Genomic DNA, 14,661 nt, shown 5'->3' with positions numbered 1-14,661 from the left:
CGAAACCCCGCCCGCCTCAGGTCACCCGGCGTAGCTGGCCGTCCAGCCAGTCCGTCAGCGTCTCCATGTACGACGCCGTGATGTGCGCCCCGTTGCGGTACACGATCACGTTCCCGATCACCGCGGGGCAGGTGCCGTCCTTGCACATCACCGGCTTCGGGTCGATGAGCCCCACCTCGTCGAACTTCGCGTTCGCCCGCGCGCTGACCGGCTCGTACCCGTACCCGTCCGCCTCCGAGAACGCGCAGTCGTCCAGATCCCGGACCGCGCCGGAGACGCAGGACGGGATGTCCTCGGGCGGGTACGGGTTGTCGGCGAGGGTGACGACGGTGGCGCCGGTGCCGAGGAGGTCGTCCATGGTCTCCTCGTAGCCCTTCTGGTGCGCCTTCGCGCTCTCCTTGCCGCTGAGCCGCTTGCCGTCCTCGACGACCGTCTTGACGTCCTGCGTGCCCGTGATGATCAGAGCCGGGCTCTCGTCCTCGATCCGCTCCAGCGCGTTGTCGCGCCACTCGTCGCCACCGCCAGCGCACCGGCGGCGAGCGCACCCCTCCGGGCGACGGGACCGGCGCCCGGCCCTGCGGCGGGCAGGGCGCGGCGCCATGCGGCGGCGGGGACCAGGGCGAGGAGCCCGCAGACGGCCAGCTCCCAGCCAGACGTCCACGCCGACGTATCCCCCGGGGAACCAGGGGACGCCCGCGTGGTAGAGCAGGACGAGACCGAGCGCCACCGCCCGGAGCCCCTCCACGTCGGGGCGGAACGCCGGGCGGCGCCGCTCGTCCTGCTCGTCGTCTCGCGCAGCCTCCTACTGCTCCCGCTCGATACGCATCACGATTGCGTATCATCTCTGTCGCGGAACGGCCAAGCCGGGATGGGAAACCGACAGGGATGAGGCAGGAGTCACGCGCGCTCAGAGGTTGCCGCGCTTGTCCTGTTCGCGCTCGATGGCCTCGAACAGGGCCTTGAAGTTGCCCTTTCCGAAGCCCATCGAGCCGTGCCGCTCGATGATCTCGAAGAACACCGTGGGCCGGTCCTGCACCGGCTTGGTGAAGATCTGGAGCAGGTACCCGTCCTCGTCGCGGTCGGCGAGGATCTTCAACTCCCGCAGCTCGTCGATCGGTACGCGGGTGTCGCCGACCCACTCGCCGAGGGTGTCGTAGTACGCGTCCGGCACGCTGAGGAACGCGACGCCGGCCGCGCGCATGGTCCGTACCGTGCCGACGATGTCGTTGGTGGCCAGCGCGATGTGCTGCACGCCGGGGGAGTTGTAGAACTCCAGGTACTCGTCGATCTGCGACTTCTTCTTGCCCGGCGCCGGCTCGTTGATCGGGAACTTGACCTTGAGCGTGCCGTCCGCGACGACCTTGGACATGAGCGCGGAGTACTCGGTGGCGATGTCGTCGCCCACGAACTCCTTCATGTTCGTGAAGCCCATGACCTTGTTGTAGAAGGCCACCCACTCGTCCATCTTGCCGAGTTCGACGTTTCCGACGCAGTGGTCGACGGCCTGGAACGTCCGCCGCGCGGGCGGCGCGACCAGCGGCTCCGCGGCCGTGTAGCCGGGCAGGTACGGGCCGTCGTAGCCGGTGCGCTCGACGAGGGTGTGGCGGGTCTGGCCGTACGTCGCGATGGCGGCGAGCACCACGGTGCCGTGCTCGTCCTTCAGCTCGTACGGCTCCTGGAGGCCGGTGGCGCCCTGCGCGACGGCGTGCGCGTACGCGGCGCGGGCGTCGGGGACCTCCAGGGCGAGGTCGATCACGCCGTCACCGTGCTCGGTGACGTGCGCGTCGAGGAACCGGCCGTGGTCGGTGGCGGCCTTGATGACGGAGGTGAGGACGAAACGGGCGGAACCGTTCTCCAGGACGTAACTGGCGGTCTCGCGGCTGCCGTTCTCCGGTCCGGAGTACGCGACCAGCTTCATGCCGAACGCCGTGGAGTAGTAGTGGGCGGCCTGCTTGGCGTTGCCGACCGCGAACACCACGGCGTCCATCCCCTTCACCGGGAAGGGGTCGTCCTGCCGGATCTGCGGAGCGGGCTGATCAATGGTCTCGGTCATGCTCAAAAGGGTCTCTCCGGTTGGCAAGGTGTGCAATAGTTGCCGAAATCACTGGTCAGATTGACCGGTGGGACGCGCGAAGACCCGGGCTATCTGTACAAGCTGACCAACGAGGAGCGTGCGGGATGATCGATCAGCTCGACGGCCGGCTCCTGGAGCTGCTCGCGAACGAGCCGCGCATCGGCGTGCTGGAGGCCAGCCGCCGCCTGGGCGTCGCCCGCGGCACCACGCAGGCCCGGCTCGACCGGCTGCGTTCCGGCGGCGTCATCCGCGGCTTCGGCCCGGACGTCGACCCGGCGGCCCTGGGGTATCCGGTGACGGCGTTCGCCACCCTGGAGATCAAGCAGGGCCAGGGCACGGACGTCCGCAGCCACCTGGCGCGGGTGCCCGAGGTGCTGGAGCTGCACACGATCACGGGGCACGGCGACATGCTGTGCCGGCTGGTGGCGCGGTCGAACGCCGATCTGCAGCGGGTGATCGACCTGGTGGTGGGGTTCGACGGGATCGTGCGGGCGTCGACGGCGATCGTGATGGAGAACCCGGTGCCGCTGCGGATCGTCCCGCTGGTGCGGCAGGCGGCGGGCGGCTCACCGGCGGGCGGCTCACCGGGGGGCGGTCCTACGGAGCGGCCGGGGCGGTGACCTTCCTCACGAAATCCTCCAGGTTGCCCCACATACGCGCGATCCGCTCGGCCTCGGTCAGCGACTCCTCCTGCGGCACGGTACGGAGCTTCGGCTGCCGCTTGCCGCGCAGGTAGAGCGAGCAGGCGAGATCGGCGCAGACGTACACGCCGACCGTGTTCCCCTGCCGCCCGCGCGGGCCCGCGAGCGGGGCGGCGAGCAGCCGGACGCCGGAGGCGGAGTGGGCGGTGAGGCAGAGCTGGCACATGCGGGAGCGCACAGCGCTGGCGCGGCCGGCGGCCGGGACGCGCAGGGTGATCCCGAGGGGCCCGTCCGGGCGCGGGACGACGAGGTGGGCGCGGAGCGGCGCGCCGGGGTCCACCCAGCCGAGGAAGTCCAGATCCGGCCAGGGCAGGCCGGCGAAGTCGAGCGGCAGCTTGAGCCGGCCGGCGTCGCCCTTGGTGGCGTTCACGAAGGATGCGCGGATCTCTTTCTCACTGAGCGGTTCCACGCCGGTCGAGGGTACGGAGATCGCGTACGGACCGCACGTGAATTCCGGGGCGGGCCCTGCGGGGCGTACGGGGTGCGCGTCAGCAGCTCGGTACGTCGCCGCCCGACTCCAGCGCCTTCAGCGACGTCACCGCGTCGGACAGCTTCTCCACGGGCACCAGCCGCAGCCCCTCCGGCAGCTCCGACTGCGCGTCGGCGCACTCTGCCTTCGGCACCAGGAACACCGTCGCGCCGTCGCGCTTGGCGGCCTGCGTCTTCAGCGGTACGCCACCGACCGCGCCGACGGTGCCGTCCCGATCGATCGTGCCCGTACCGGCGACGACCCGGCCGCCGGTCAGGTCGTCGGGGCCGAGCTTGTCGACGATCCCCAGGGCGAAGAAGAGCCCGGCGCTGGGCCCGCCGACGTCGGTGAGGCGCAGCTCGACGTCGACGCTGCCGGGCTTGCGGCCGAGGTGGTTCAGGGCGGCGGTGACGGCGGTGTTCTGGGACTCGCGCATCTGCTCCGCGTTGTACTCGCGGATCTCCTTGCGGGAGTCGCCCACCGGATACACCGCGTCCTTGGGCATCACGGCCTCGTCGGTGGCGAACCAGCCGGAGGCGATGTCCGCGAGCCGCAGATCGACCTCGGGGCCGGTCGCGGCGATCGTCGTCATGCGCAACTCGCCGTCGGTGGCGTGCTGTTCCGCCCCGGAGACGGTGATCACGGGGCTGCCCCGGTGGTCGCCGAGCACGTCGGCGGTCATCCCGGGCTTCGCCAGCGAGAACGGCAGCGGAGCGAACGCCGCGGCGGCGAGCAGCCCGGCGACGGGCGCGGCACAGAGCGCGAGGGTCACACGACGAGGTGGCACGCCACCAATCTACGGTGCCCCCGCCGGGCGGGGGGAACGGGAGGGGCGGGGTGGGCCGTACCGGAGAGGCCGGGTGTGCCGGCAGCGGCTCCGCCGGGCCGCGGCCGCCCCGCGGCGAAGCCGCCGGGGCACGCGCCCGGGTGGTCGCCGCGGGCGCACAGGCGCCCGGTCGCCGGCCGCGCGGAGTGCTCACCGTCCGGTGTGCACCCCGTCCCTCTTCGGCGGCGCCGCACTTCCGTGCCGGCCGCGTTGCGCCGTACCCGCGGGGTATCCGTCACGCCGTGCCGCGGCTTTCCGACCGGTCGCGCCGCGCCCCGCGCGGCTACCGCAGGGCCTGGGCGACCTCGCGCGCCGCCGAGACCACGCGGGGACCCACCTCGCCCGGGACGATCTCGTGCAGCATCACCACGCCCACGCTGCCCTCTATCCCCGACACCCCCAGCAGCGGGGCCGCCGCGCCGCTCGCGCCCGCCTCCAGCTCGCCGTGCGTCAGGGCCAGCGCCAGCTCCGCGTCCGTCTCGCGCGCGCCCGGGCCGAGGCCGCGGCCCTTGAGTATCGCCCGGCCCGCCGCGCCCTGGTCCAGGGCGTGCCGGAAGCCGGCGCGGTAGGCGACGTGGTAGTCGGTCCAGCTCGGCTCGACGACGGCGACGGCCAGCGCCTCGCTGCCGTCGACCAGCGTCAGGTGCGCGGTCGCGCCGACGTCCTCGGCGAGCGCGCGCAGCGCCGGCAGTGCCGCCTCCCGCACCAGCGGGTGCACCTGCCGGCCCAGCCGCAGCACCCCGAGCCCGACGCGCGCGCGGCCCCCGAGGTCGCGGCGGACGAGGGCGTGCTGTTCCAGGGTCGCGAGCAGGCGGTACACCACGGTGCGGTTGACGCCCAGTTTGTGCGACAACTCGGTGACGGTCAGGCCGTGGTCGGTGTCGGCGAGCAGCTTGAGCACGCGGAGTCCACGGTCGAGGGTCTGGGAGGTCTCTGCGGGCACGCCGCCTCCTCAAGTGATGTGCGGCCCTTCCCGCGCCGGCGCACCCGTCCCTTGCAGCGCCGGCGTCTGGAGCCGCCGGCCGCAGGTGGCACCGGCTTGTGTCCGCGGCGGCTCTGCCGCGGATCTCGGAGCCCCGCCTCCGCCTGCTCGGCGGGGGTGAGCGGAAACCTAGCGAGCGGCACCGCTCAGCGGAAGACCCCGTCCAGAATCCGGTCAGGATCTTGCGCGTCCGTCGCTTTCCGTGATCGTTGCGCCTGGCGCAATGCCCTCGAATGGCCGGATTGGACGCATGTGAAAGAATCGTGCCATGACCGGCTCCGCAGAAACCTCCCCCACCGGACCGCACCGCGTCGCCGTCCTCGTCCGGGACGGCGTGATGCCCCTCGAACTCGGCCTGGTCCACCAGATGTTCGGCTCCGCCGAGGCCGGGGGGCGGCGGCTGTACGAGGTGGTCACCTGCGCGCTGCGGCCGGGTCCCGTGCGTACCGACGCGGACTTCCCGGTGCTCGTCGAGCGCGGTCCGGAGGCGCTGGACGGGGCCGCGACCGTCGTGGTGCCCGCGTCGCACGCCGCGGACGCGGTCGAAAGCGCTGTCGTTAGCGCGGTCGGTAGCGCGGTCGGGAGCGCGGGGGACGCGGGGGAGGGGCCGGCCGGGGGCGCCGGGTACGGGGAGCCGTCGGCCGCGCTGCGGGCGGCCCTCGGGCGGGTGCGGCCCGACGCGCGCGTGGCCTCCGTCTGCACCGGCGCGTTCGTGCTCGCCGCCGTGGGCCTGCTCGACGGGCGCCGGGCCACGACGCACTGGAAGTCCGCCGAGCTGTTCCGCCGCCGCTTTCCCGCCGTACGCCTCCAGCCCGACGTGCTCTACACCGAGGACCGCGGCGTCCTCACCTCCGCGGGCGAGGCCGCGGGCATCGACCTGTGCCTGCACATGATCCGCGCCGACCACGGCGCCGCCGTCGCCAACGACGTCGCCCGCCGCACCGTCGTGCCCCCGCACCGCGACGGCGGGCAGGCGCAGTACGTGCCCCGGCCGGTCGCCGAGCCGGAGCTGGGCACCACGGGCCGCGCCCGCGCCTGGGCGCTGGCGCACCTCGACCGCCCCGTCGCCCTGCGGGAGCTGGCCGCGCAGGAGTCGATGAGCGTACGGACCTTCAGCCGCCGGTTCCGCGAGGAGACCGGCGTGACGCCGCTGCAATGGCTCACCCGGCAGCGAGTCGAGCGGGCGCGGCACCTGCTGGAGGAGACCGACCGCAGCGTCGACCGGGTGGCGGCGGACGCCGGGTTCGGCACGGCGGCGTCGCTGCGGCAGCACATGCAGGCGGCGCTGGGCGTCTCGCCGACCGCGTACCGGGGCACGTTCCGCGGGCCGGGGCAGCTTCCGGCGGGGACGGCGGCGTAGCGCCGAACGGGGGCGGGGCGCCGCACGGTTGCGCGGGACGGCGCGTGGGCGCGCAGCGGCGCGTACGGGCGCTCACGTATCGCCGGACTCGTCCGACGGCCACGGGTCGCTCAGCCGCAGCTCGTCCCGCGTCGCGGGCCCCAGCAGCTCCGCCGGCCCCTCGTCCAGGCCGAGCCGTGCCCTCTCCGAACCCGGGGGGCACGGCCCGTAGCGTGCGCTCCAGCCAGGTGGAGACCGCGGCGGCGGGCGCCTCGAGGAGCGCGTCCCTGTCCGAAGAGGTGAGCGCCAGGCAGATGACGCTCCCCGAACCGGACTTCGTCGGCCAGACCCGCACGTCGCCGTGGCCGCACGGCCGGAACACCCCCTCCACCAGCAGCTCCCGGGCGAACGACCAGCGCACCGGCGCCGCCGAGCCGATGGGGAAACTGATGTGGACGGCGTACGGGTCCGACGACCGGTATGTCAGTCTGGACGGAACCGGAACACTTTTCTCCGGCGACAGCACGAGCCGCAGCTCCAGTTCGCGTTCCACCACGGTCCGCATGGTGTGGCACCTCTCTTGTCGAACGTCACGCAGGTCCGACGGGCCTGCTGGGGGAGAGACGGCCAAACGGGGGCGCTCTTACGCGACTTCCGCAGACTTCCTCCCATCGTTCGACAAGTCACTTAAGGCGGAACGGGGGTGAGGCGGACCCGGCTGTCCGCCGGTTCTGGTAGATGTGGACACCATGAGCGCCCCGACACCACCCTCCGGAGGCGGGATCCCCGGCCCCGGTTACTACCCCGACCCCTCCATCCCGGGCTACGTCCGGTACTGGAACGGTGCGGCGTGGGTCCCCGGCACCAGCCGCCGTGCCCAAGAGGGCGAGGAGCAGTTGGCCGCGGACGCGCAGGAGATCGCCGACGCGGAGTCCGCGAGCGCGGGCGGCGCGGAGGGCGCGGACGCCGCGCCCGCGGAGCCCGCCGCCTCAGGGCCGTCGCTGAGCGAGACCGGTCCGGTGTTCCTCGACGAGGAGGAGCCCCGGGACTCCGTGCCCGCCCCCCGCGGGCGGCACGCGCGCGGGAGCGACGACGCGGACGACGTACGGGACGCGGCCGAGCGGGCCGCATCCGACGAGCCGCCCGCCGGGGAGCCGGCGGACGCCCAGGGCGCGTGGCAGGCGGTCGACGTCGTGGACGTGGCGGAGCGGGCCGACAGCCGCGTCGCCTGGGGCGCGCAGGACCAGCCGGCGCTCACGGTGCCGGCCGAGCTGGGCGGCGGCACGCCGGAGCCGGGCCGCACCGAGGAGGAGCCCCGGCTGCCGGCCGCGCGCCGGGCGGAGGACGCCGGGGCCGCGGACGGCGGCGCCGGGCAGGAGGGCGGACAGGCCGCGCCCGGTCCGTACGAGCAGGACCGGCCGGGCGTGCCGCTCGGGCGCGACCCGCGCGTCGGGGGCGGCTCGTGGGGCGAGCAGGTACGGCGGCTGTCGGGGCCCGCGCCCGTACCGGCACCCGGAACGCCGGAGGAGACGCGCGAGGAGGCCGGCCCGGGGGCCGGGTCCGGTGCGGGCTCCGGGGCAGCCGCCTCCGGGTTCGGGCCGGGGGCCGCCGGGTCCGGGGCCGCGGATCCGCGGCAGACCCCGGGGGTCTACGTGCCGGCACCAACCACGCCCGAGGTACCGGGTGCCCTTCCCGCGCCCACCACCCCCGACCTGCCGCAGGCGCGCCCTGCGCCCACGGCCCCGGACGTGCCGGTGGCCCCGCCGCCGACGCCGACGACGCCCGAACTGCCGCAGCCCCGCCCCGCGCCGCCGCAGCTCGCGCCGCAGGGCGGCCACGCGGCGCCGCCGCTGACCCCCGCCGCGCGCACGGCCCCGCCCTCCACCCCGCAGCCGCCGCCCGCCGCGCAGCTTCCCGAGCGGCCCGCGGCCCGCGCCGAACTGCCGCAGGGCGGCGGCAGCGAGCCGCCCGTCGTGCCCTGGCGGCCGCCGTCCGGTGACCCCTTCCTCAGTGCCGCGCAGGGCACCGCGCCGCCCGCCGGGCTCGGGCGCAGGCTCGGCGCCCGGTTCGTGGACGCGCTGCTGGTCGGCGGCGTGCTCGCGGCGGTCGCGGTGCCGCTGGTGAGCAAGTCCGTGGACCATGTACAGGACAAGATCGACGCCGCCGAGGAGTCCGGCAAGACCGTGACGGTCTGGCTCATCGACGGCACCACGGGCCCCTATCTCGCGCTCGTCCTCGGCCTCTTCCTCGTGCTCGGCCTCGTCGTGGAGGCGCTGCCGACCGCGAAGTGGGGGCGTACGCCCGGGAAGAGGCTGTTCGGCGTGCGGGTGCTGGACATCGAGTCGCAGGACCCGCCGGCGACCGGCTCGGCGCTGCGGCGGTGGCTGACGTACGCGGTGTTCCTGCTGCTGCCGTTCATCGGGCTGCTGAACGTCGTCTGGTGCGCCTTCGACAAGCCGTGGCGGCAGTGCTGGCACGACAAGGCGGGGCGCACGTACGTGGCGCGCGGCTGAGCCGTTCGGCGGCCCCCGGGATGCGGGGCGGTGACACCGGGGGTCGACTCGGTGCATGAGCTCCGACCACGGCGAGGGCGCCGACCCGCACCGCAGCAAGCCCACGCGCTCGCAGCCGCCGCAGAGCGGCGCGCCCCCCGGCGGCACGCGGGGGCAGGAAGGGCAGGAGGAGGAGGCGGGACCGCCGCCGGGTGAGGACCACGGGGCACGGGAGCCGCGCGAAGCGCCGGCAGCCGGAAGCGGGACGACGCGGCCGGTGGGCCGCCCGACGACACCGGAGGAGCAAGGCGAGGCACCCCCGCCGCCCGCGGGCCCCGCGCCCGGCACGGGCGAGGGCACCCCGGCGCACGGGGGCGGAGGGCAGGGGCCCGGCGGCGCGCCGCCCCCGCCGACCGGTCCCGGCGCCATGCCCTCGTCCGGTTCCGGCGTGACCCCGCCGACCGGTCCGGGGGCTTCCTCGTCGTCCGGTTCCGGCACCGCCCCGCCCACCGGACCCGATGCCGCGCCCTCGTCCGGGTCGGGCGTCACGCCGCCGCCCGGTCCCGGCGGCTCGTCGCCGTCCGGTCCCGGCGCCGCCCCGCCGCCCGGCTCGGGCACCGGCGGCGAGCACGGCTACGGCCCCCCGCCCTCCGGCGGTTCCCCCTACGACCAGCCCCCCGGCTCCATGCCCCCGCCTCCGCCCCCGCCCCCGTACGGCGGCGGCCCCGGCGGCTCCCCCTACGGCGCCCCCGATCCCCGGCTGGCCGGGATGCCCCCGCTCGGCGGCCTCGGCCGCCGGCTGCTGGCCCGCATCATCGACGCCCTGATCGTCTACATCCCGGTGTCGCTCTTCCTCACCCTCATCGGCCGCGTCGACGAGGTCGCCGACACCGACAACACCGGCTCCCAGTACGCCTGGGGCATCTTCGGCATCCTCGTCTACCTCGTCTACGAGGGCCTGATGCTCACCCGCAGCGGTCAGACCGTCGGCAAGAAGCTCATGGGCATCCGCGTCGGCATGCTGGAGAACGGCGCCGTTCCCGCCGGAGGTCCCGGCTGGCTCCGCGCCGCCGTCTACTCGCTGCCCGCGATCGTGCCGTGCATCGGCACCCTGTTCTGGCTCTACAACGTGCTGTCCTGCACCTGGGACCGGCCGTACCGCCAGTGCGTGCACGACAAGGCGGCCAAGACCGTGGTGGTTTCGACCGAGGGGCAGCGCTACACCCCCTGACCACCGCCTCCCCGCCCCGCCCCCCCGGGACCGGCACACCGAAGCGGCCGGCGACCACATGGTCGCCGGCCGCTTCCTGTTCGGTAGGTGCCTCGGCCGTCCCCCGTGGGCGCCCCTGCGGACGCCCCCGTGCCGTCTCAGTGCGGCGCGGACTGCGCGCCGACCGGCCGCCGGTCCGCCGCGGGTGCGGCGATACCGTCCGGCCGCGCCGCCACCACGTGCTCCGCCGTCAAGGCGGGAGCGCGGCGGGAGCGCGGTACGGGAGCGGTCAGTGCGACGAGCACTCCGAGCGCCAGGGCGGTGACGCAGATCGCCACGAGGGCGATGGCTGCGCCGGCCTGCGAGAGCAGCAGCATGGCTGCTGCTGAGGCGATGACTGTGGCCGACCCGTACAGGATTTGGGTGAGAGTCGGACGCGGCATGGCAGCCCCCCTGGTGGGCTCAGCATCGGTGCGGACGGGTGAACGTGCCGAAGGGCGGCCCCGTGCGTGCAGCCGCCCCCCATTACCCAAGGCGTTGCCCGCCCGGGGACGCAAGTAAGCGTGACCTTACCCACTCGGGGGGTGCACGAGGGGGCGCACGGTGTCATGCCGGGGTGGGCAACGCCGTCACCAGCGGCTCAGGTGCCGTAGCCCTCTGAAGTGTCCAAGTCAAGACTGTCATTTCTTTGTTCACTCCGGTCGAATGCAGGCACACCTATACGTGCGGCGACGCGGGAGGGACAGCGCAAACGTGAAGAGCAGGCAAAGAAAGTTGTCAAAAACTGCCGTTACCACGGTGGTTGCAGCCGCACTCGGGGCGGCTCTGCTTCCCCTGGGGCAGGCTGCCGCCGACCCCGGCGACGGCGCGGCCCAGCTCGAACGCCGCGACCCGGCGCGGGCGCCGAAGCATCAGGAGCACGACCTCGACGGTCCGTTCAGCAAGGAGCAGGAGGCGCGCCAGGAGGCCGCGCTGCAGCAGTTGCTCTCCGGCGAGACCGAGGCGCAGCCGCGGGCGGAGAGGGACGGCTCGACCGTCGTCAAGCTCGACGACGGCAAGTACGCCGAGCTGGGCCGGGGGGCGAAGACCGACAAGATCTTCACCGTGCTGGTCGAGTTCGGCGACGACGTCGACGACGAGACCATGTACGACCCGGACGGACCCGAGGGCCCGAAGCCGCCCGTCGTCAAGTACGGCGGCGACGCGGGACCCGCGCACAACCAGATAGCCGAGCCGGACCGGGCGGTGGACAACTCCACCGACTGGAAGGCCGACTACGACCGTCAGCACTACCAGGACCTCTACTTCTCCAAGGACGCCGACAAGCAGTCCGTGGCGAAGTACTACGAGAAGCAGTCCTCCGGGAAGTACACGGTGGACGGCGAGGTCAGCGACTGGGTCTCGGTGAAGTGGAACGAGGCCCGCTACGGCTCCAACTACTGCGGCGACTCCACCTGCGCCTCCGTCTGGGACCTGGTCCGCGATGCGACCGCCAAGTGGGCCGAGGACCAGAAGGCCGCCGGCAGGACCGACGCCGAGATCAAGGCGCAGCTCGCCGAGTACGACGTCTGGGACCGCTACGACTTCGACGGCGACGGCAACTTCGACGAGCCCGACGGCTACATCGACCACTTCCAGCTCGTGCACGCGGGCGAGGACGAGTCCGCCGGCGGCGGCGCACAGGGCGAGGACGCCATCTGGGCGCACCGCTGGTACGCCTACGGCACCGACGCTGGCAGCACGGGCCCCGGCGAGAACAAGGCCGGCGGCACCCAGATCGGCGACACCGGCGTGTGGGTCGGCGACTACACCGTCCAGCCGGAGAACGGCGGACTCGGCGTCTTCGCCCACGAGTACGGCCACGACCTCGGCCTGCCCGACCTGTACGACACCGCGGGCGGCGAGAACTCCACCGCCTTCTGGTCGCTCATGTCCTCCGGCTCCTGGCTCGGCCGCGGCAAGGACGCCATCGGCGACCTGCCCGGCGACATGACCGCCTGGGACAAGCTCCAACTCGGCTGGCTGGACTACGACACGGCCAAGGCGGCGACCCGCTCCCAGCACACCCTCGGCCGCGCCGAGGAGCAGGTGGAGGGCAAGCCGCAGGCGCTCGTCGTCGAGCTGCCCGAGAAGGCCGTCACCACCACCATCACCAAGCCCGCCGAGGGCAGCAAGCAGTGGTGGAGCGGCATGGGCGACGACCTGTCCAACTCACTGACCCGCACGGTCGACCTGACCGGCAAGTCCAGCGCCTCGCTCAGCCTCGCGGGCTGGTGGGACATCGAGGAGAACTACGACTACCTCTACGCCGAGGTCTCCACGGACGGCGGCGCCGGCTTCACCCCGCTCGACGGCACCGCGGACGGCGCGCAGATCCCGCGCGACGGCGGCGACCGGCCGGCGCTGACCGGCGTCTCCGGCGAGTACCGCGACCTGGAGTACTCCCTCGACGCCTACGCGGGCCAGGAGATCCAGCTCCGCTTCCGCTACCAGACCGACGGCGGGGTGGCCCAGAAGGGCTTCGCCGCCGACGCGCTGACGATCACGGCGGACGGCGCGGAGGTCTTCGCGGACGGCGCCGAGGGCGACGACGCGGGCTGGACCGCGGACGGCTTCTCGCGCGTCGAGGAGTCCTTCACCAAGGACTACCCGCAGTACTACATCGCCGAGAACCGGCAGTACGTGTCGTACGACAAGACGCTCAAGAGCGGCCCGTACAACTTCGGCTGGGTCACCGACAAGCCGGACTGGGTCGAGCACTTCCCGTACCAGAACGGCCTGGCCGTCTGGCTGTGGGACACCTCGCAGCTCGACAACAACACCAGCGAGCACCCGGGCGCGGGTCTGGTGCTGCCGGTCGACGCGCACCCGAAGCCGGCGAAGTGGGCGGACGGCTCGGTGATGCGGAACCGCATCCAGGCGTACGACGCCACCTTCAGCACCCAGCCGACCGACGGCTTCACCCTCCACAAGGACGGGAAGCCGGCGAAGATCACGTCGAAGAAGGGCGTTCCGGTCTTCGACGACCGCAAGGGGTCGTACTGGGACGAGCGGAACCCGGGCGGCAGCGTGAAGGTGCCGGACACCAACACGAAGATCACCATCGTCCAGGAGCCCAGTCATGGCCGGACCATGACAATCCAGGTGGCGCCCTCCGGTAGGTGATTCGGTAAAATCGCAGGTCAGAGACGTATCGGCCGCTGCCCCTGGCGGGGCGGCGGCCGATCGCGTAAAGATGGCGTGAGCAGGCTGGCCGACCGATGAGCACGTGAGGAGCGCCATGGGCGGAGGAGGATTCACCAAGCTGCCGGACGGCAGCATGGTGGTCGCCGTCTCCCTGCCGGCCCCCGTGGAGAGCCGGCGGATACGTGTGCTCGTGCACGCCGCGAACCGCGCCAGGGCCCTGACGCGGCTGCGGAACCTGGGCCTGCGCTCCGTCTACCTCCGCGGCAACGCGCACCCGCCCACGCCCGACGAGGTGACCGCCGTGCTCTGCCATCCCGACGGCCTGGTCTGGCGCGGCTCGCTCGACGACGACACGGAGCCCTGGCACCCGATAGCGGCGCTCTTCCGGCTGGCGACGTAGGCGTACGGGCGACGCCGCGGCGGGCCGGAGGGACCCCGGGGCGCCGCCTGAGGGCCGCGCGGGCTCCGGGGCGACGGCCCGCGACCGCCGCGGGCGGGCGTGAGGTGCCCCTCGGGCCCCGTCGCGGAAGCGCCCGCGGGTGGCTTGCGGACGCCCGGACGGGCGTCCGGGGCCGCCGCTGACGGCGCTGTCGGCGCAGCGCCGCGACCGCTGGCGGGCCGCCCCCGCGGTACGGCGTCGCGCCGGCCGGCAGGCCGCTCCTGCGGTCACCAGCCCTCCGCAGACGGCCGCACACGGCTCCGCAGCCCGCGCCGGCGGCGGTCCGCGTCAGCCGACGACCGGCTTGCCCGTCAGCTCCACGCCCGCCTCCGAAAGCTCCCCCAGCGCCCGCTGGGTGCTGTCCTCGGCCACCCCCGCCGTCAGGTCCAGCAGCACCTGGGTGCGGAAGCCCTCCGCCGCCGCGTCCAGCGCCGTCGCCTTCACGCAGTGGTCGGTGGCGATGCCCACCACGTCGACCTCCGTGACCTCCCGGGCGCGCAGCCAGTCCGCCAGCGGCACGCCGTTCTCGTCCGCCCCCTGGAAGCCGCTGTACGCCGCCGCGTACGCGCCCTTGTCGAAGACCGCCGAGATCGCGCCGGAGGCGACGGTCGGAGCGAAGTTCGGGTGGAAGCCGACGCCCTCCGTGCCGGCCACGCAGTGCCGCGGCCAGGAGTGCACGAAGTCCGGGTGCGCCGAGAAGTGGTCGCCCGGCTCGATGTGGTGGTCGCGGGTGGCGACGACGTGCTGGTAGCCGGCCGTGGACCGGCCGATCAGGTCCGTGATCGCGGCGGCGACGTCCGCGCCCCCGGTCACCCCCATGCTGCCGCCCTCGCAGAAGTCGTTCTGCACGTCAACGACGATCAGTGCACGATGCATGGTGCGATGCCCTTCGTGAGTCGGCGTCGGACGGGCGGACCGCTGGGAGCCAAGCCGCCGCGCGTCC

13 protein-coding genes and 1 pseudogene are annotated in these 14,661 nt (G+C 73.8%); 6 read left to right on the top strand and 8 right to left on the bottom strand.

What is annotated here, in order from left to right:
- Positions 1-16: 16 nt before the first annotated feature.
- Together FB457_RS14200 and hppD are read right to left on the bottom strand one after the other, a co-directional pair.
- The gene (locus FB457_RS14200) at positions 17-745 is read right to left on the bottom strand and encodes an SGNH hydrolase domain-containing protein (protein ID WP_253911222.1); all 729 of its coding nucleotides are present in this window, start codon (positions 743-745) and stop codon (positions 17-19) included.
- A gap of 162 nt (positions 746-907) precedes the next feature.
- Positions 908-2,053: a 4-hydroxyphenylpyruvate dioxygenase gene (gene hppD / locus FB457_RS14195; RefSeq protein WP_047015976.1), complete on the bottom strand. Its 1,146-nt coding sequence runs from the start codon at positions 2,051-2,053 to the stop codon at positions 908-910.
- Between the two features lie 125 nt (positions 2,054-2,178).
- Here hppD and FB457_RS14190 point away from each other — a divergent pair, with 125 nt between their 5' ends.
- Complete coding sequence (locus FB457_RS14190; protein WP_047015975.1) at positions 2,179-2,694, top strand: Lrp/AsnC family transcriptional regulator; 516 nt, start codon at positions 2,179-2,181, stop codon at positions 2,692-2,694.
- On the opposite strand, the gene FB457_RS14185 is transcribed toward FB457_RS14190, so the two are convergent.
- The 3 genes from FB457_RS14185 to FB457_RS14175 all read right to left on the bottom strand — a co-directional run bounded on the left by FB457_RS14185 (position 2,672) and on the right by FB457_RS14175 (position 5,013).
- A complete protein-coding gene (locus FB457_RS14185) occupies positions 2,672-3,184 on the bottom strand; it encodes an FBP domain-containing protein (RefSeq protein WP_047015974.1) in 513 nt (170 codons plus the stop codon). The two genes, FB457_RS14190 and FB457_RS14185, sit on opposite strands and share 23 nt — an antisense overlap.
- 79 nt (positions 3,185-3,263) lie before the next feature.
- A complete protein-coding gene (locus FB457_RS14180) occupies positions 3,264-4,016 on the bottom strand; it encodes a S16 family serine protease (protein ID WP_047015973.1) in 753 nt (250 codons plus the stop codon).
- 337 nt (positions 4,017-4,353) lie between these two features.
- Positions 4,354-5,013, bottom strand: coding sequence for an IclR family transcriptional regulator (locus FB457_RS14175; RefSeq protein WP_047015972.1), 660 nt, complete (start codon positions 5,011-5,013; stop codon positions 4,354-4,356).
- 307 nt (positions 5,014-5,320) lie between these two features.
- On the opposite strand from FB457_RS14175, the gene FB457_RS14170 reads away from it, so the two are divergent.
- The gene (locus FB457_RS14170; protein WP_145782085.1) at positions 5,321-6,412 is read left to right on the top strand and encodes a helix-turn-helix domain-containing protein; all 1,092 of its coding nucleotides are present in this window, start codon (positions 5,321-5,323) and stop codon (positions 6,410-6,412) included.
- Positions 6,413-6,484: 72 nt separating this feature from the next.
- On the opposite strand, the pseudogene FB457_RS14165 reads toward FB457_RS14170, so the two are convergent.
- Positions 6,485-6,956: pseudogene (locus FB457_RS14165) on the bottom strand (SsgA family sporulation/cell division regulator).
- A 184-nt stretch (positions 6,957-7,140) separates the two neighbouring features.
- Between FB457_RS14165 and FB457_RS14160 the strand changes: the two are divergent.
- Together FB457_RS14160 and FB457_RS14155 are read left to right on the top strand one after the other, a co-directional pair.
- The gene (locus FB457_RS14160; RefSeq protein ID WP_145782083.1) at positions 7,141-8,904 is read left to right on the top strand and encodes an RDD family protein; all 1,764 of its coding nucleotides are present in this window, start codon (positions 7,141-7,143) and stop codon (positions 8,902-8,904) included.
- A gap of 55 nt (positions 8,905-8,959) precedes the next feature.
- On the top strand, positions 8,960-10,114 hold the full coding sequence (locus FB457_RS14155; protein WP_047015969.1) for an RDD family protein: 1,155 nt from the start codon (positions 8,960-8,962) through the stop codon (positions 10,112-10,114).
- 137 nt (positions 10,115-10,251) lie between these two features.
- Here the strand turns inward: FB457_RS14155 and FB457_RS14150 are convergent, their stop codons facing one another.
- Entirely contained in the window at positions 10,252-10,536 is a 285-nt protein-coding gene (locus FB457_RS14150) for a hypothetical protein (protein WP_234380447.1), read from the bottom strand.
- 538 nt (positions 10,537-11,074) lie between these two features.
- Here FB457_RS14150 and FB457_RS14145 point away from each other — a divergent pair.
- Positions 11,075-13,258 (top strand): immune inhibitor A domain-containing protein, encoded by a 2,184-nt coding sequence (locus FB457_RS14145; RefSeq protein WP_047019947.1) that lies wholly within the window; start codon positions 11,075-11,077, stop codon positions 13,256-13,258.
- Between the two features lie 115 nt (positions 13,259-13,373).
- Positions 13,374-13,679, top strand: coding sequence for a hypothetical protein (locus tag FB457_RS14140; protein ID WP_047015967.1), 306 nt, complete (start codon positions 13,374-13,376; stop codon positions 13,677-13,679).
- A gap of 327 nt (positions 13,680-14,006) precedes the next feature.
- Here the strand turns inward: FB457_RS14140 and FB457_RS14135 are convergent, their stop codons facing one another.
- A complete protein-coding gene (locus FB457_RS14135; protein WP_047015966.1) occupies positions 14,007-14,594 on the bottom strand; it encodes an isochorismatase family protein in 588 nt (195 codons plus the stop codon).
- Between the last annotated feature and the right edge of the window lie 67 nt (positions 14,595-14,661).

The organism is Streptomyces sp. CNZ287 (genome assembly GCF_007827615.1).
The sequence above is the reverse complement of the archived record's forward strand: the minus strand, read 5'-3'. Positions and strand labels throughout refer to the sequence as shown.